23 protein-coding genes and 1 pseudogene are annotated in these 17,252 nt (G+C 37.3%); all 24 read right to left on the bottom strand.

What is annotated here, in order from left to right:
* Positions 1 to 76 precede the first annotated feature (76 nt).
* Positions 77 to 271, bottom strand: coding sequence for a hypothetical protein (locus tag O0R46_RS05620; protein ID WP_269310745.1), 195 nt, complete (start codon positions 269 to 271; stop codon positions 77 to 79).
* 1 nt (position 272) lies between these two features.
* Positions 273 to 518, bottom strand: coding sequence for a hypothetical protein (locus tag O0R46_RS05625; RefSeq protein WP_269310746.1), 246 nt, complete (start codon positions 516 to 518; stop codon positions 273 to 275).
* A gap of 154 nt (positions 519 to 672) precedes the next feature.
* A complete protein-coding gene (locus O0R46_RS05630; protein WP_269310747.1) occupies positions 673 to 852 on the bottom strand; it encodes a DUF5049 domain-containing protein in 180 nt (59 codons plus the stop codon).
* Positions 842 to 1,087: a DUF4314 domain-containing protein gene (locus tag O0R46_RS05635; protein ID WP_479691740.1), complete on the bottom strand. Its 246-nt coding sequence runs from the start codon at positions 1,085 to 1,087 to the stop codon at positions 842 to 844. The genes O0R46_RS05630 and O0R46_RS05635 overlap by 11 nt, the downstream gene beginning before the upstream one ends.
* Complete coding sequence (locus O0R46_RS05640; protein ID WP_269310748.1) at positions 1,056 to 1,712, bottom strand: virulence protein; 657 nt, start codon at positions 1,710 to 1,712, stop codon at positions 1,056 to 1,058. Before O0R46_RS05640 ends, O0R46_RS05635 begins: the two co-directional genes overlap by 32 nt.
* A 61-nt stretch (positions 1,713 to 1,773) precedes the next feature.
* Positions 1,774 to 2,721, bottom strand: coding sequence for a DNA cytosine methyltransferase (locus O0R46_RS10135; RefSeq protein WP_331275633.1), 948 nt, complete (start codon positions 2,719 to 2,721; stop codon positions 1,774 to 1,776).
* Between the two features lie 93 nt (positions 2,722 to 2,814).
* Positions 2,815 to 3,348 (bottom strand): annotated as a pseudogene (locus tag O0R46_RS10140) (DNA cytosine methyltransferase); the annotation flags it as partial.
* Entirely contained in the window at positions 3,341 to 4,576 is a 1,236-nt protein-coding gene (locus O0R46_RS05650) for a site-specific DNA-methyltransferase (RefSeq protein ID WP_269310750.1), read from the bottom strand. The gene O0R46_RS05650 and the pseudogene O0R46_RS10140, both read right to left, overlap by 8 nt.
* Positions 4,577 to 4,591: 15 nt before the next feature.
* Complete coding sequence (locus O0R46_RS05655; protein WP_269310751.1) at positions 4,592 to 5,383, bottom strand: S-adenosylmethionine synthetase N-terminal domain-containing protein; 792 nt, start codon at positions 5,381 to 5,383, stop codon at positions 4,592 to 4,594.
* Positions 5,384 to 5,386: 3 nt separating this feature from the next.
* On the bottom strand, positions 5,387 to 5,959 hold the full coding sequence (locus O0R46_RS05660) for a P27 family phage terminase small subunit (protein ID WP_269310752.1): 573 nt from the start codon (positions 5,957 to 5,959) through the stop codon (positions 5,387 to 5,389).
* Between the two features lie 122 nt (positions 5,960 to 6,081).
* Entirely contained in the window at positions 6,082 to 6,441 is a 360-nt protein-coding gene (locus O0R46_RS05665; protein ID WP_269310753.1) for an HNH endonuclease, read from the bottom strand.
* Positions 6,442 to 6,571: 130 nt separating this feature from the next.
* Positions 6,572 to 7,030, bottom strand: coding sequence for a sigma factor-like helix-turn-helix DNA-binding protein (locus tag O0R46_RS05670; protein ID WP_269310754.1), 459 nt, complete (start codon positions 7,028 to 7,030; stop codon positions 6,572 to 6,574).
* 17 nt (positions 7,031 to 7,047) lie between these two features.
* A complete protein-coding gene (locus O0R46_RS05675; protein ID WP_269310755.1) occupies positions 7,048 to 8,391 on the bottom strand; it encodes a DEAD/DEAH box helicase in 1,344 nt (447 codons plus the stop codon).
* Entirely contained in the window at positions 8,372 to 8,653 is a 282-nt protein-coding gene (locus O0R46_RS05680; RefSeq protein WP_269310756.1) for a VRR-NUC domain-containing protein, read from the bottom strand. The genes O0R46_RS05675 and O0R46_RS05680 overlap by 20 nt, the downstream gene beginning before the upstream one ends.
* Before the next feature lie 123 nt (positions 8,654 to 8,776).
* Positions 8,777 to 11,014 (bottom strand): phage/plasmid primase, P4 family, encoded by a 2,238-nt coding sequence (locus O0R46_RS05685; RefSeq protein WP_269310757.1) that lies wholly within the window; start codon positions 11,012 to 11,014, stop codon positions 8,777 to 8,779.
* Complete coding sequence (locus O0R46_RS05690; RefSeq protein WP_269310758.1) at positions 11,007 to 11,375, bottom strand: DUF7768 domain-containing protein; 369 nt, start codon at positions 11,373 to 11,375, stop codon at positions 11,007 to 11,009. Before O0R46_RS05690 ends, O0R46_RS05685 begins: the two co-directional genes overlap by 8 nt.
* Positions 11,362 to 12,126: a phage antirepressor KilAC domain-containing protein gene (locus O0R46_RS05695; protein ID WP_269310759.1), complete on the bottom strand. Its 765-nt coding sequence runs from the start codon at positions 12,124 to 12,126 to the stop codon at positions 11,362 to 11,364. Before O0R46_RS05695 ends, O0R46_RS05690 begins: the two co-directional genes overlap by 14 nt.
* A 95-nt stretch (positions 12,127 to 12,221) precedes the next feature.
* A complete protein-coding gene (locus O0R46_RS05700; RefSeq protein ID WP_334307489.1) occupies positions 12,222 to 14,210 on the bottom strand; it encodes a DNA polymerase in 1,989 nt (662 codons plus the stop codon).
* A 146-nt stretch (positions 14,211 to 14,356) separates the two neighbouring features.
* A complete protein-coding gene (locus O0R46_RS05705) occupies positions 14,357 to 14,506 on the bottom strand; it encodes a hypothetical protein (protein WP_269310761.1) in 150 nt (49 codons plus the stop codon).
* 10 nt (positions 14,507 to 14,516) lie between these two features.
* A complete protein-coding gene (locus O0R46_RS05710) occupies positions 14,517 to 15,062 on the bottom strand; it encodes a DUF2815 family protein (protein ID WP_269310762.1) in 546 nt (181 codons plus the stop codon).
* A gap of 1 nt (position 15,063) precedes the next feature.
* On the bottom strand, positions 15,064 to 16,137 hold the full coding sequence (locus tag O0R46_RS05715; protein WP_269310763.1) for a DUF2800 domain-containing protein: 1,074 nt from the start codon (positions 16,135 to 16,137) through the stop codon (positions 15,064 to 15,066).
* A 61-nt stretch (positions 16,138 to 16,198) separates the two neighbouring features.
* Positions 16,199 to 16,480, bottom strand: a complete 282-nt coding sequence (locus O0R46_RS05720; protein WP_269310764.1) for an rRNA biogenesis protein rrp5 — start codon at positions 16,478 to 16,480, stop codon at positions 16,199 to 16,201.
* Between the two features lies 1 nt (position 16,481).
* Positions 16,482 to 16,676 (bottom strand): hypothetical protein, encoded by a 195-nt coding sequence (locus tag O0R46_RS05725; protein ID WP_269310765.1) that lies wholly within the window; start codon positions 16,674 to 16,676, stop codon positions 16,482 to 16,484.
* Between the two features lie 80 nt (positions 16,677 to 16,756).
* Positions 16,757 to 17,248: a sigma-70 RNA polymerase sigma factor region 4 domain-containing protein gene (locus tag O0R46_RS05730; RefSeq protein ID WP_269310766.1), complete on the bottom strand. Its 492-nt coding sequence runs from the start codon at positions 17,246 to 17,248 to the stop codon at positions 16,757 to 16,759.
* Positions 17,249 to 17,252: the final 4 nt, after the last annotated feature.

Below are 17,252 nucleotides of genomic sequence, written 5' to 3' on the forward strand. Positions count from 1 at the left end.
TAAAAAAAGACGCTACCATGCGTCCAGCAAACTACGAGAAACAGAGCCTAAGCTCTGAAACTCTAATGTAACTTTTTTAGAATAAATCGTCTATTTTTCGGTACTCTTTTTGCTTTCTTTCTATCTCCTGTACAATGCATTTTGCTCTAAATCCATTCCTGCAAGATCCTAGTTTTTCATTCAGTTCCTGAAGTTCCTTTTTTCTTTTCTTTAAAACCTCTATTCCATTTCCTTCTTTGGCATCTTGGTAATCTTTTTCAAAACTTGTCATTTTACTTTCCCTCCAAGCTTAAGAATTCATCAAGGGTAATAAGTCCTGCATCGTAAAGTTCAAAGGCTTCATTTCCTGCGTGTTTTTTTCTTAGTTCTTCTTCTCTTTTCTTTGCTCTTTTAAGGTATTCTGTCCATGTGATTTTGCCTTCATCGTAAAGTTTTCTTTCCGGTTCTCTTTTATAAAGTTCATCCTGCTTATTCTTTAGCTTTGCCATTGATTCCTTAAAAATTTCTTGTTTTGTCATGTTCGTTTCTCCTTTGCTTTTGGTAGTACTATATATCACTCTAAAAGCATATAATAGCAAGTCATTTTTAAAGAAAAGTGTAGTATTTTTTCAGTACTTTACTTCACCTTTTACTTATGGAAATTACATAAATAATGTAAATTTCATAGTGGGGTTATTCTTCATCTCCATGCATAATAAAATGAACATAGGCTTTTTGATTTTCTTCCAAAAAATCAACTAGCTCATAGAAGTCCCTTTCATAGGCAATCCTCTGAACAGTTCTTACATCAAACATATTTGTTAGACCTGTTTTTCTAATTGCTAGTATCTGCTCTTTAATCTTACGATTCATCATCACACCTCCTAAAGGTATCTACTCCATAGGCTAGGCTTAGACTACTTCCGTTATCCCAAGAAACCATAATAGAGCCTATATCATCAACTCCTCTTACCGTTCCTTTTGTACCGATAGGAGGTGCCTGCACATCATCCATAAAGACAAGTTCCACTCTCGTTCCAATCGGATAGCTTTTTCTTATTGCTTCAACAATCTCTCTACTTGGAAATCTCATCTCTGTGACCTCCATTTCTAAAAGCGGAAGAACCGGATAGCTTTTCCAGAAGAATTTTTCTATCCGCCTTATATTCTTCTCCAATAAATCCGAGTCTTAAAAGAAAACATCTAAAAGCATACTTTTCATTTGCCACCTCTTTTGAGGAACCATTGATGCGTTTCGCATCTATACTCATTTTGCAAAGGGATGCAATGAATTTTGTGTATGTCATAGCGTGGTTTTCATCAATCTCATCAAACCAAGGAAAGCTGACTTTTTCTTCGCCTTCTTCTATCTCAAGGCTTATAATGCCAAGAGCTTTTTTGATTAAATCCCCCTTATTTTCAAGAATTTTTCCTAGCTTATAGGTGTCTACCTTGTCCTTTGGGAGTGCCACTGTAAGCCCCTGTGTTGTCTCACGTTCGCCTATATCTTCTTCTTTGGGGATAAACCCATCTGCTATAAGGTTATGAATAAGTCTTTCAAGGGCAAAATCATCATCGCATTTCACAGTCCCTTCTTTGTCCACCATGAAATTCCCAATTTTATAAGCTGCACTTGGCATTCCAAGATATTTTGATTTTTCTCCGGCTATCGATTCAATCGCCTTGACCAGTTCTTTTCTTTCTTTGCCTACTACATTAAACTTTACTTCCATGCTCTTTACCTCCTTTATTTTGGTATGTACATATATCACTCTAAAGGCTGTAAATAGCAAGTCATTTCTGTAAGTTTTTTGATGAAAAATATAAAATTCCTGCAAGTACAAAACATACATTAGGAAGTGCCACTCCATTTCCCCACATCTTGTATTCAGCTGAATCTGTATGAGGATTTTTAAGCCACTTTCTTATCTGCTTTTCACTTCTTGGCTTTGTAGCTTTGGTTACAGTTTCTCTATATGTTTCAAATACATCTGTCCAAAACTTCATATCTTCTTCTGTTGGATTTTCAGTTTCAAGATTATCGCACCAGCAATCAGGAAATCCCTGCAGTCTCCCGCATTCTTTTGGAGTGAGCCTTCTTACAATATATCTTTTCCCATCCATATCATTTACAACCGGAGGATCCTTATAGTCACTGGCAACTAAGGTATTAGCCTTATCTTTTAAAGCCTCAGTATGATGAGAATTCTTACTGGTAGAGTACACAACTGCAAGTCCGCCTTGATTGGCATCAGGAGAATTTTGCCCGGTATTGATAGTTCTTGCAACATCAGTTTCATAGACATTTGCCCTATGATTTTTCGTATTTTCTGATGTAATCCTTACATCAAAACATCTTGTTTCCTCTACCACAAACGGCTGATTATTTCCTCCTCTTCCAAGACTTGCTCCTAGTGTATTACTTACATCAAGTGGACCACTGAACCTGCTATCCTGCCCATGATTTTCAAAGACCAGCGGAGGATGGTTTCCTACACTTGCAGTAATTGTTCCACATCTATCTTCATGAACATCCATTCTCTGGCCGCCTTGGTCTTGTAAAACCATGACTCCATTTCTTCCTGTGGACTGTCCGCAGTTTTGTCCAAGGGTTGATTCTATATCGCTGATAGCTGAATTATATCCATCTACACCAAAGCAGACTGCATCAGAAGTGCTTGTTCTAATATATCTGGCAATTTCTTTCCACGACTTTTGGCTCTTGATAATATCCCCTGACAAGCCCTCGGACTCAAATAGTATTTTTCCGGCACTTTTTCCATTAAAATCTGCGACAAGGTAGATGCGTCTTCTCCTCTGGGGGACTCCCCAGTACTGAGCATCAAATACCCTCCATGCGAGACTGAAATCATCTGCCATGATAAGTCCTGCGTTTTGCCATCTATAAGGTCCAGCCTCATCAATTTTATATCCTTTAATTTGGCAGATTTCTTTAAGGACCGAGAAGAAATCCTCCCCTTTGTTGGAGGAGAATGCCCCCGGGACATTTTCCCAGACAATGTATCTTGGTTTTGTTCCATTTGTTTTCTCCCTCATTTCTTTAATAATTCTGATTGCTTCATAAAATAAATTAGAGCGTGAACCGTTAAGTCCCGCTCTTTTCCCCGCAATGGACATATCCTGACATGGACTTCCAAAAGTTATGATGTCCACCGGCTCTATCTCATTCCCTTTAATTCTTGTTACATCACCTAGGTGCTTTACTTCCGGCATTCTTTTTGTGGTCACTCTAATGGGAAACGGTTCAATTTCTGAACTCCAAATAGGCTTAATGCCTACTAGCTTTGCGCCAAGTGGAAATCCTCCACTCCCATCAAAAAGACTGCCAAGAGTTAATTTGTTACTCATCGGCAGTCACCTCACTATACATATATTCTTTTCCGTCCCTTAAAACATACACTTCTTTATCAGAACCCACCTGTTCAATATACCTTTTTACAATAACATCACAGAATTTTTCATCAAGTTCTATGGTGTAACAAGAACGGTCTGTTTGTTCACAAGCAATAAGGGTACTTCCACTTCCTCCAAATGGATCAAGTATAAGGGTATTACTCATACTTGAGTTGGTAATCGGATAGGCGAGTAAGGGAATTGGTTTCATAGTTGGATGTTCAGTATTTTTCTTAGTTTTTTCAAACTCCCATATGGTTGTTTCTTTTCTTCCTGAATACCACTGATGTTTCCCTTTCTTCTTCCACCCATATAGACAAGGTTCATGCTGCCACTGATATGGACTTCTTCCAAGTACAAGAGATGGCTTTTTCCATATACAGCATCCGGATAGATAAAAACCTGCATCATTAAAGGCTTTTCTAAAATTTAGTCCTTCCGTATCTGCATGAAAAACATAAATAGAAGCATCATCTGCCATCACTTTTTCCATATTAGAAAAGGCATCAAACAGGAAGTTATAGAACTTATCGTTAGCCATGTTATCATTTTTAATCTTTCCTGCACTGCCTTCATAGTTGACGTTGTAAGGTGGATCGGTTACTACAAGATTAGCTTTCTTTCCTTCCATCAAAATCCTATATGTTTCCTCTTTTGTGGAATCCCCGCAAATGAGCCTATGTCTTCCAAGTGTCCATATATCACCTGTTTTAGAAAAGGTCGGCTTTTCCAGTTCTTTTTCTACATCAAAATCATCGTCTTTAACTTCCTTATCTTCTTCAAAGATACCGGCAAGCTCACTCTCGTCAAAACCAAGTAAGTCTAAATCAAAATCTGCTCCTTGAAGTTCAGAAAGTTCAATAGCAAGCATATCTTCATCCCAGCCTGCATTAAGTGACAGTTTATTATCTGCAATGATATATGCCCGTCTTTGAGTTTCGGTTAGATGACTTTCCTTAACACATGGCACTTGCTTTAGCCCCAGTTTTTGAGCAGCCGCAAGTCTACCATGCCCTGCTAAAATTGTATTATCTTCAGCTATAAGTATAGGAGATAAAAAGCCGAACTCCTTTATACTTGCCGCAATCTGTGCTACTTGGCTCTCTGAATGTGTACGAGCATTTCTGATATATGGAATGAGGTCACTTACATTTGCTAGGTAATACTGCATTTCTTTTTCCATAAGCTCACCCCCCCACTAAAAAAGACCCCATTCGGCAAACTTTTCAAATCCACCAACAGAGTCAATATATTCTTTAGCTATCCTTACAATCTCATCATAAGGCTTACCATCAATTTCTCTATCTCCAATCGCACAGCAAAGTTTAATTTCTTTTCCTGTTTCCTGTGCTTTTAGGAAAGCATAAATATTTACAGATACATCTGCCTTGGATAAATCTTTACCATGAAGTCCTCCACCAGTTACGGAGTCTGCCATATCTGATCCAAGTTTTCTGTTGGTGGCTCCTGTATCAACATCAGTTCCACCAGTCCAATCACCAAGTGGATTTACTTCCGCATAAGGATATTCCTGTTTGAGTATCTTGGTATCTGCATTACTCTGACAGATAATCAGCCTTGTTTCATCTAAAATATACTTCCCATCAAAAGGATATTTATTATAAATTTCCCTTGCTATTTTTGATAGTTCCTTCTGTTCATCTGTTAAAGGCATCCCTTTGAAGATACCATTATCTCCACACCTAAATTCCTTTGACTGATTTTTAGCAAGGTGCGTATCTTGAGGATAAATTCTAATATCACATCTGGTTTCCTTCTTCCCACCTGCTATTCTTTCAAAAATCATAGCGATATCTTCTTTATCAAAATCCACATTTGTTTCTATGATAATGTGTCCATACTCATGTCCTATCAAAACTTCAACGGCAATCTTAGGATTCTCATGCAGTCTATATGCTAAATCTACAATAGCACCTGCTATCCTATCTGCTATTTTATCCGGATGGCTCGGATTTACTTTTTCTATCATCTTCTATCTTCCTCCTCTTAATAAGCGTTCCATAGGATCATCACTATCTTCTTCGAAAATTTCTGTGCAGTTTTGTTTTACGATGTCATAAATCTCATACCAAATCAGATTGGCTGTCTTTTGAAACTGTGATGACATCTGTATAAATGGAGATGCAATTACCCCTCCTGTTGTTGGATGTTTTCCAAGCATTCCATATCTACTGATAGCTTCCTCACACTGGATGTATCTTGCAAAAGCCTGTGAATAGGATTCAATCAGTCTCTTATTTACAAATTTTTCGCACTTTCTTTCCTTTAGCCACTGCCATGTTTCTTTATATATACGGTCTGCTCCAAGCGGGATTCCACTCTTTTGTTTAGAAGATAGATACTCGCTTGGCTTTGGCATATCTACGCCTTCCAGTTTTACACCCTCAGGCAAATCAACTGATTCCAGTTCTGCGTAATATTCGTCCGGTATATCATTTGCTAGTATCTTTACCATTTCACCAGCTTGTATTTTTTCAGCCACAGGCTTTGACTTATCTCCAGCTCTGACTCTTCTTCCTCCTCTATATGTTCCATCTTTAGCCAAAATATCACTCCTTAAAATACTTCATTCTTTAATACCCTGTTTGAACCTCCCTTTTTGTGCGTGAGACCCCACGCCCGTTCCCCAAGGGATAGATTAGTAGAGATTTTGACCGCCCCTCCCCATTATTTTTTATTCCAACGGTCTCCTCTTTCTGCATGAATTCTCGCATGACAGGATTTACATAAAGATATCAAATTACTTTTATCATGTGTTCCACCTTCTGCTAGTGGCTTGATATGATGTACTTCTTCTACAGGTACAATGATTCCTTTCCTAAAACACTGCTCACAAAACGGATGCTCTCTAACATAGGCATCTCTAACTCTTTTCCATGCTCGTCCATACCTACGGCGTATAGCAGGGTCTCTGTCATACTTCTCGTAGCGTTTATTTTCTTCCCTTTGGTGCTTTTCACAGAACCTGCCATCAGTTAGGTTAGGACATCCCGGATAAGAACATGGACGCTTTGGTTTTCTTGGCAACCATTCCACCTCCTTTTTTGCATAAGAAAAGCCCTGAAGGTTTTCCTCCAAGGCTTAACTCTTTATACTTTTTGCTGATTATATAATAACACAAAGTATAGGTGGACATTCTAGGACATTTCGGGCGTTTTTATATTTTTATCGGCTTTTCTGGTAAAACTACTTTTTTAATAGCTTTACCATGCCATCTTCTGATAGTTCTTGCATCTGCATTTAGCTTTTCCCCGATTTGTTCCCATGTATGGTTTTGGATATATCTATATATTAAAACCATTTTTTCATCTATATTTCCAACGTCCATTATAGTATCTCTAATTTGTTTCTTCAGCTCTACCATAAGTTTTACTTCCTCATCTATCTCAAGTCTTAGTTCATCAATCTTGGCTAGACATTTTACAAAATATGCTTCTGTATTTCTTGTAGTCTGAACTACTTCTCTGTCATAGCATATGGCTGAAACACTTAAAGACATCTCTTTTAGCCTTTCAATTTCAAGTAGGTTAGATTCTATCCGTTGGTTCAACCTATAGCTTTGACTTAAATATTCTTTTATCTCCATTCTTACCTCCATCTGAGGTAAGTTCTCCATAGAACCTCTTTTCCTCGTTATTTTAATCTTGCTTTCACTGAATTTATCAGTGCATCCTGTATTTTTTCTTTTAGGGTAAGTGCTTTTGTAACATCTTCATCATGCGTTCCTTTTGTAATAATATGATGAATGACTACAGTGTTCTCTTGCCCTTGTCTATACAACCTTGCATTAGTTTGCTGATAAAGCTCCAAACTCCAAGTAAGACCAAACCATATTATGGTAGATCCACCTGCCTGAAGATTCAGTCCATGACCTGCACTTGCAGGATGGAGAACTGCAGTGGGTATCTTTCTTTCATTCCAGTCAGCTATATCCTTAACTGTTTTTATTTCTCTAACATCAAACCTAGCTTTTATTCTTTCCAAATCATGTTTAAACCAGTAAGCTACAATAACAGGTTTTCCATTAGCACCTTCTATTAAATCCTCTAGGGCATCTAGCTTTCTATCATGAATGACAATACTTTTTTTCTCATTGTTATATACAGCACCATTTGCCATTTGAAGTAGCTTATTTGAAAGTGTAGCCGCAGTTATTGCATCAATCTCATCATCTCCAATGGATAACACCATATCTTTTTCCAATGAATTATATAGTTTTTGTTCTTTTTCCGACAAAGAAACCACAACTTCATTCATGATGCATTTAGGCATTTTCAGAAAATCTCTTGCCTTCATAGAAATCGTAATATCTGATATCAGCCTATATATGGCATCTTCTGCACCCGGTCTCGGCTTATATGAAAATATCATGTGCTGATTTCTTTTATCCGGTACAAAGAAATTCTGCCTATAGTGCGTGATGTATCTTCCTAGCCTTTCACCCATATCAAGAAGTCTAAATTCTGCCCACAAATCCATAAGACCATTACTTGATGGTGTTCCTGTAAGCCCTACAATTCTTTTTACCTTAGGTCTCACTTTCATTAAAGACTTAAACCTTTTAGCTTGATAGGACTTAAAAGAAGATAGCTCATCAACAACCAGCATATCAAACATCCAAGGCACTCCACTTTTTGTAATGAGCCAGTCTACATTCTCTCTATTTATCACATAAATGTGAGCAGGTTTTCCTAAAGCATCAAGTCTTTCTCTCTCACTTCCTGTTACAACAGAATAGGTAAGGTACTTTAGGTGCTCCCACTTATCTATTTCCTCTGGCCAAGTAGTGTTAGCTACTCTAAGTGGTGCAATAACAAGTGTCCTTGAAACATCAAAATAATCTAGCATAAGTTCATAAATTGCTGTAAGCGTGATAACACTTTTTCCAAGTCCCATTTCAAGCAGAACTGCAGATACCGGGTGTTCCATTATAAACTTAGTAGCATATTTTTGGTAATCATGTGGAGAGTATTTCATCAATAACACCTCCAATTTGCTCTTTATCATCAATCACAAATGACCTAAACCCTAACCTCTTAAAATCAGCCATTCTTTTTAGCTGAAGTGGTCTTGGCTTTTTACCTTTTGCTTTAAGTTCTACAAAAGCAAAGTGACTTTCAGGTAAAAATACCATTCTATCTGGAAGTCCATCCATACTTGGGCTTACTAGTTTAAGACAAATACCACCAAGTCCTTTAACCCTTTTAACTAAAGCCTTTTCTACTTCTTTTTCTAGCATAATTTCAACCTCCATTCATAAGAGGTGCAGGTAGGTGAAGGGTATTTACTATTATTGCCTATAGGACTAAAAAAATAAGTATATATATTAATATAGGTAAATACCCTGCATATCCCTGCACCTTTAATCCTCAAACTCCGATTTTAGGCGCAATCCATGGACTATAATGCCTTTTTTAGTCTTTTTCTTTTGAAAATTTTCAATTTCTAAAACAGAATAAAAATCACCGGCACTTCTGGTAAACTCGCCCGTACGAAGACAATAGGCACGATAAGCCGTATAAAGCTCCCCACTTTTTTCCGTAAAGGTAGCATCAATTTCACAGCAATCATCTAGAAAATGTTTCATCCAGTCGTTATTTTCCTTATAGGCTAAAATGGCATCTTGAACCCTCTTTGGCGGATCAATATGATACTCATCATTGATTACCTGTTTTGCCCCTTCAATAATCCAAGAAAGAATAGCTCCACCTGCATTTTCAAATAGGTACTCCGTATAATTTTTAATATCATTTTGACCTTCAATTTTGGCATCAAATGGAATAACAATGAGCCTACGCCAGGTTCCTTTATCAACAGCACCTACCCTTGGTAGATGATTTGTATATAAGACAAGGGTATGGCTTGGTACATAGCTAAAAGGGGACTTGAACTTCTTTTCAGCAAAAATCTCATCAGTGGAACAAAGCTGTTTTACATTAGATGTATTCATACGCATTCCCTCTTCAAGTTCTGCTGCAATTAAAAGTCTTTTGCCTTTTGCCTCAGCTAGCTCTGGTTTTACATTTCTCCTACAACCAACTGTAAGCATATCTGCAGACATATTACCGCTATATGTTCCAAGAACCTTAGATACTACATTCCAAAAGGTAGACTTGCCATTTCGTCCTTCTCCATAGGCTATAATAAGTGCCTCTACATAGACTTTTCCGATCGATGCAAGCCCTACTATCTTTTGAACATAAGAAATAAGCTCGATATCATCAACAAAAAATGTATTAAGGGCATCAAGCCATATATCCTTGCCTTCTTCACATGGAGATACAGTTGTTTGTTTCGTAATATAGTCTTCTGCCTTATGTTCTAATTGTTCTCCTGTTACAAGATTTATCGTTTCATTTGGCGTATTTAACATGAATTCATTTGCATCAAGCATGGACTGCTCCACTTGCACCATTGGTCTAACTTCCTTAAGTGCTGCGGAGATATATTTTGTGTCACGTCTTTTGATAGCATACTTACGATACATTTCTGCCAGCTCATATTTTTCAAAAGACCTAGCCTGCTCATTATTAAACTGAGAACTTGCTTTCTTTGGACCCATTGCAACAATTAATGCCCATGCACCGTTACTGTTCATCTCAACGATTGTTTTCTGAATTTCAATCTCTGCCTCTTCTAGTTGTCTTGATGTTAACTCCTGTGCTACTGCTTGCGCATTCGGTTGAGACTCCTCCCAAAAACTACCGTTATACACAAGAAAATCAGTAGCTGGTGAATAGCGAAGTTTATCTTCATATTCCCTAGCAAGTACTGTTGCCTGACCTACGTCGGATAAATCTTCCGGCATAAGACTTAGTACAAGGTTATATTTGTCTGGTGGAATATAGCCTTCTTGATTTGATACCTTATCCCCAAATTTTTTAGCACTATTCCAAATCGTAGAAAGTTCACCATCTGATAGTGGTGGATCACACCTATCTGCTTGCTCCATAAACTTTTTATAAGATTCATCGGTTGCACCAAACCTTTTTATAAGCTTTCCAGCAATATGACTCATGGTATTATTTCTACTACCACTCTCTATGACCTTATCGTCTAGTTTTGCAAATGCATCTTCTTGTAGAAAGTCAATAATAGAAAACTTTCCTTCATAAAGATCCACTTCCGGATTTGATGTTCCGTAAAGAAACCTTGCAGCATCCAAAGCGTTATCATCAAAGTATGGAAATTCAGATTGGATTTGCACCTTGTAATCAGCATATTCATCTGCATACATGACCTCTTCTATTGGAAAGTACACATGAAATCTTGGCCTTGCTGACTTACCAGCTTTGCCCTTCATATGGTTTCTACTATACGAAGCATAAAAGCAGACATTAGGAAAAGCCATAGCTACATCAAATGGAGTTACCCAATCTTTTTCATCATCGGAATGGTCATTATCACAGTCCATTGGGATACAGTCTGACAAGATGAAATTATCTTTACTCCTGTAACTCCCTTTAAAAATTCCGCAAACATGGTCAAAAGAGATAGCCTTTATAAAGCTATCCCTGTTAGCGACCTCAGTATTATTAGGATAAATACAGTTACTACTGTCCCCTATGCAGTTTGCGGTGCTTATATGAAATTTACGCATTTTCTTTCACCTCCCCGCTAAAGTACCTAATCTTTTGTCTTCTTCTTTTTGCGATTCCAAGTTCTGTTGCCATTCCATCTGTTATCTTGTCACCGAAGACCCAGACCTCTTGGCATTTACCGAGAAGAATACTATCCATAAAAAGTGCGTCTTCTCTCTCTTTTAAATCCCCATCATCCATAAATGGAAATAGGAAATGAGGCGTAAGAGGAATGGCATTATTTTCATAGGCATACTTGGCATATCCTACTGCAGCCTTTATATTTTTTTCTTTATCACCACTAAATGGAGCACAGATATATACTAGTGGTTTAAAGGCTTTATCCTTTTCTGTTAGCACTCTTGCATTAGATTTCCCCATTACAATCCTCCTGTTCAATAAGTGGATACACTCCGTTTTGTTTCATAAGTTCATAAATGAAAAGTCTCCCTTTTTGTGTCCAGTAAGTATGAACTCTTGAGTGATACTCTCCATCATTTCCCAGATAGTTATGTGTTTTTGTACTGGTATATCCCTTATCTGCATACCTTTGGTACAAAAGCCAAATGTCCGATTGCTTAAACTGAATTCCAAGCTCATGCAGTAAATTGTTCATCCACTGAGCTGACTTCCCATAGTCTTTTGCAATTGCTCTCATAGAAAGCAAATCTTTACAATTAAGAACCACATCATAGTAACTTGCCTTTGGCTTCATCTCCAAAATCTGCTGATTTTGTACAGCAACCGTATCTATGAGTTCTAGGTTTTGCTGTTTTAGAACTTCTAGCTGATGGTTTGCAAACTGCAAGGCTCTTGCCATCACAGCTTCCGGTGAGTTCCATGCTTCCTCCACCTTAATAAAATACTGACGGAACTTCCTACCAATATCAGTACGCTGAATCATGCATAGCTGTTTTGCCATATCTATAGTAAGCTGATGATTGGTTGCAGGTCTGCCACCTGTACTTTCCGACAAAAATGTCGAAAAGTCTTTGCCCTCAACAAATCCGTAATCACACATTCTTGGAAACCATTTGTCATATGGTGTTCCTATTTTTAAAGCATCGTGCAAATCACGTCCGTTTACTGTTGGGGTTTTTCTGTCATAATTGATTCTGATTAATTCGTCCATAGCGAATCCTCCTTTAAAAATTAAAAAAATATAGACAGAAGGAAAATGTCCTTCTGTCTATAAGCGAAGATTCGTCTTAATTCGAACCCCTTTTTTTAATCTTTTTTATAAAATTCACATTCGTATCCATCCGCCCTTAAAAGTAACCCTTTTGCCCAAGGCGGAGTTCTTCCCATAATTTCACAGATAGAATCAAGGCTTACATCTTTACCCGCCTCTATAATAATTTCATCGTGTACATGGGCAACAATCCTGTAAGTTCTCAAATTTTTCATAGCATAAACCAATATATCTCTTGAAATAGCTTGAATTATATTTTCCACAAACTTTGGACCATAGCTTTCTAGCCTTTCCCACTTTTTTGTGCTTCCCACTCCTTCATAGGTAACAGACTCTCCTCCGAACATATTCTCACCTATTCTTGGTTTTACATAGGCAAGTTTTCTTCCGGAAGGAAGTGTAATAAAAAGAAATCCGCTTTTATAACTAAATTTTATGCCTCTAGTTTCAGTAGTAATCCTTTCTTTAATACAGTTTTTTACTGCCTTGTCTACCTCCCACCAAAGGCTAGTTACCATGGGATTAGAGTTTCTCCAAGCATCTATAAGTGGCTGAAGTTCATCTTCTTCTAGCCCCATCTCAAGAGCTCCCATAGCTTTTAATGCTCCAACTGATCCCCCGTATCCAAGTGCTAATTCTGCAATTTTCCCTTTCTGCCTTAACTGTCCGTTTATCCCATGCTTTTCAACCGGAACTCCAAACATCTGACTGGCTGATGAGCAATAGATGTCTTTCCCATCTTCAAAGACTTTCATTCTCCATTTTTCACCTGCAAGCCATGCAAGAACTCTTGCTTCAATCGCTGAAAAATCTGCTACTATAAATTTATGATTATCCTGTGGAACAAAGGCTGTCCTTATAAGCTGGGATAAAGTATCTGGGATATCTTCATACAGCATTTCAAGAGCCTGAACATTTTTCTGCTTTACTAAACTCCTAGCCTCCGCTAAATCAGGTAGATGGTTTTGTGGCAGATTTTGAAGCTGAACCAGCCTTCCTGCAAACCTACCTGTTCGGTTTGCCCCATAGAAACGAAACATACCTCTTTCTCTTTTGTCATTACACGCAGAATTTTTCATAGCTGTATACTTTTTTACTGATGACTTAGATAGTTGCTGCCTTAAACGTAAAACCTCGACTAATTCATCCGGTGCTGTCTTTATCTCTTTTGCCACCTCCTTTTTACCTAGAGATTCCATTTCAAGTCCGTTTTTAGATAACCAGCCTTTCATTTGAAGTACAGAGTTTGGATTTTCAAGTCCAGTTATATCAGATAGTCTTTCCATAAGATTTTCTTTAACCTGTGTGTCTAGCTGAATTGCGGAATCGACAAGCATAGGATCAATAGCTATCCCCCTATCGTTGATTTCTTGGTCGAGATAAAACTCGTCCCATACTTCATTTGATACAGGAAACTTTGAAAGTTTTGCTTGAATTCCCACCTCTACTTCAACATCCCGCTTATTGTATGATTTGAACATTTCCCACTTTTCTTTATCATGAAAATATCTGTTTCTAGTTCTTTTGCCGTTAGTCTTTGTCGGACTGCATGGCTTACAAAAGTAATTGATGAGGTTTTTACCTTCACTTAACTTTTGCTTATCAAGCCCAAGTACAGCTCCTACACCTTCAAGAGATAGTGGAAGTCCAAGTGTGGCAGACCAAATCATCGTACATTTCCAAGAAACAGGATTTAAGAACATGTCATTAGATTCACGATTATCATAAAAATTATCCAGTTTTATTCTCTTATATCTTAAATATCTTGATAAACATATCCTTTCAAATTGTGCGTTAAATGCCCATTTTGTGATGCTATCATCTGTGAGTGCAGCTAAAATTTCCTTAGGTATATTCTCACCTTTCGCCAAATCTATAACTTTGATGTCGTTTCCATCCACACTGTAAGCAAACAGTAGAATTTCAAAATCATCTGACTCAGCATATTTATATACGCCTGCTTTTCTTAAATCCACACTGCTAAATGTTTCTATATCCATACTAATAGATTTCAATTTTTTCACCTCCAACAAAATATGGGTGGCAGATTAGTGCCACCCTTCCTTCTATCTATCTTTTTATCTTATTTCTAATATCTAGATACAGGCTCACAAGTGTCTTTACTACAAAATCAAAAAGCCATGTACCGATAAAAATAGCAACAAACCAATCAATTAGATTCATAATTCTTATCCTCCAGCTTTTTCTTTAACTTGCGATCCTCTCTCCAGTATTTTATTAAGATACCTATGTTAGCTATGAGTTGTCCCATAACCGCTCCAAAAGATATGGCAAGCATTAAACTTTCTATTTTCGTCATCTGGCACCTCCTAAGCTAAGAAATCATCATCTTCAAGACTTGTAAAATCATCCGTTGCATTTGTTCTTCCACCAAGCATCTCACCATCTCTGATTTTTTGGATGTTACCAAGTCCACAAGCAACTCCTTTATTTCCATTAGAATTAAAGGCATAAAAGTTCAGAGACACCCTAGCATAACAACCTGAATATACTTCATTACGATCCAAAATAGGTTTTACAGCCTTGTCAACAATCTGTGGTGGTGTCACACTGTTAGCATTGATGAAATAATGCCCTTTATATGCCTCATCATCACGCTCGGTATCACCATCTCTAAGTGGAAGCTTAATTGCTTTTTTATTTGGCTTTTTACCTCCAAATTTACCAATACCTTCTTCGATTGCAGCATCAATTGCCTTTTCAATCTGCTCTAAAGTTTCTGTATCGTCCTTTGGAATTAATACAGACACACTATATCTTTCAGGACCTCCATTTATTGATTTAGGCTCCCAACCATTAAAGTATGAAAGTCTTGTATCTTTACCTGTAATTACCTTTGTTTTGTTCATTGTCATTTTAGTTTTCCTCCGTTATTTCATTAAATTCATTTTTAACATCTTCTAGCTTAATAGCCGGTCTCTTATCTGCTATAGGTACAAGTGTCGGCTTTCCTTTTGGCTTTATAATTAAATCACCCAAAAGTTCTTCAAATTTCTTCTTCCCCATCAGTTTCTGCATTTCCGTTAGAGTAATGAGACTGGATTTGAAAATATCTGTATAGCCATTTTCTTTTGCTTTCTCTATAACAGCATTTTCATCCTTATACTTTCTAACCGATCTACCCTCTACAACCTTAAATCCAGACCACTCTTTGCCATGATTTACTGACATATCGAGAGCATAATTTTGAATGTCTGCTGCCCATTTAGTTAAATCCGGTATCACCTTTAGGATTTCTTCAATTTCTGCATCACTTATGAGTGGTGGCAACTTAAATTCATCTTCTGCGAGCCTTAGCTTTTCTTCTGCTCTTACTCTGCAACGAACTGCTGCCCTGCAAAATCTGCACCATTCTCCACACCTGTATTCACCTTCCCCTTTAAGAGCTAATTCAGCTTTAGGTTTTAATACATTCTCAGCCCAGTCTCTTAGTTCCTTTACTGTAGTTTTCCATGTTGAAACATTCTCTCTTCTTGGCTGAAAAATGCTCATGCATACATTTGTAATGTCATAAAGGTTACCATAAGTTTCAAGTGCTCCAAGTGCATAGCATTTCATCTGAGGATTATCAAATGCATCTACTAAAATGCCTTGTCCGTATTTGAAATCAACTATGTGAAGTTCATCATCTGAAATTATCAAGCAATCTGCTGTTCCAAAACCGTCCGGTACATATCTGGAAAAGTCAACTCTTTCTTCTACGAGGATAAGAGGATCCTTACAATGCTGTTTTGCAATTTCCAGCTGTTCATTTACAAAATCCACATAAGCATCGGTGCATTCCTGCATTTCATCACTATCGTAATCAGATATAGGTCTTTTACTTCTAAGTTTTAAGGATTTACGAAGTTTGTGTTCACAAAAAGCGTGTGCTGCTGTTCCTTCTTCTGCTGCCTCGGATGTCTTATTTTCAAATTCTTGCTCGAGCATTGCACTTGGAGTACAGTTTAACCACCTGTGTGAAGCCGATGGGGATAAAATAGAATGTACTTTACTCAACTTTTATCTCCTTTGCATCTTCTAATAAATTTTGGTAATTTTTAGGGTCTACATCTGATAGTTTCGTGCCATCATATTTTTCAATCAGCTTTTTAACTTCGCCCGCTAAACCATGTTGACTGATTTTTGCAAGCACTGCCCTTACATCTTCAAGTGATATAGCTTTTTCTTCACTTTCAATCGGTTTAATATTTTCTTCATTTGCTAAAGCCTCAATCGAATCTGCAAGTTTTCGCATTTGCTCTGCGACATCAAGTATTAATTTTTTGTCCATCTTACTCACCTCCATTTTTAAGTTCTCTAATCTCAACGGTCTGAACAGAATCGCCACTGGATAAAACAAGTACATTTACCTTAGGTCCAAAGAAAAAATCTAAAATTTTTCTTCTAATACTAAGACTCTTACTTCTAACCACGGGCTCTGCCATACCATCTGATTTTGCAACTTTGATACATACCTTATGCTTCATATTGCTTTCTCCTTTCCGAAGGATTTTTTCTCTCCCTCTGTGTATATGCAAAAAAAGAAAGGGATTCGAACCCCTTCTTCTTAAATCTTTTTTTGCAGATTTTTATATATTTTTTCCAGCCTATTTCTAATGGCTGCTTCTGATACTCCATCTTCAATGGCAATAGCAGTATTGGTCATATTTTTGAAAAATTTTTTATATATTGTTTCTTGCTGTTTTTCTGTAAGTGTATATAAAGCTGACTTAAGATTACTGATCTTTATTTCCAGTTCTTCCTCTTTAATAGCATCCATCAGTTTTTCAAGCGGATCTGCTGATGTGTCAGCAAGATATGAGTTTCTGCTTTCAAGCTCTGAACCCTCATCATCTGAATACCCCTCAAAACGAACAGGTACATGGTAATCCTCTCTACGATCTGCATCCACTTCCTCATCATCATAAGTATGAAGGAGTGTAATCATTTCTTCCGTTACATCATTTTCCCCTGGATTTATTACAATTTTTTTCCCATCTGCTGTGTAATACACATAGTTAACACGATTCTTCTCCGCTGTTTTAAATTTTCTAGTCATAAAA

The organism is Peptostreptococcus equinus (assembly GCF_027125355.1).
Classification (GTDB): domain Bacteria; phylum Bacillota; class Clostridia; order Peptostreptococcales; family Peptostreptococcaceae; genus Peptostreptococcus; species Peptostreptococcus equinus.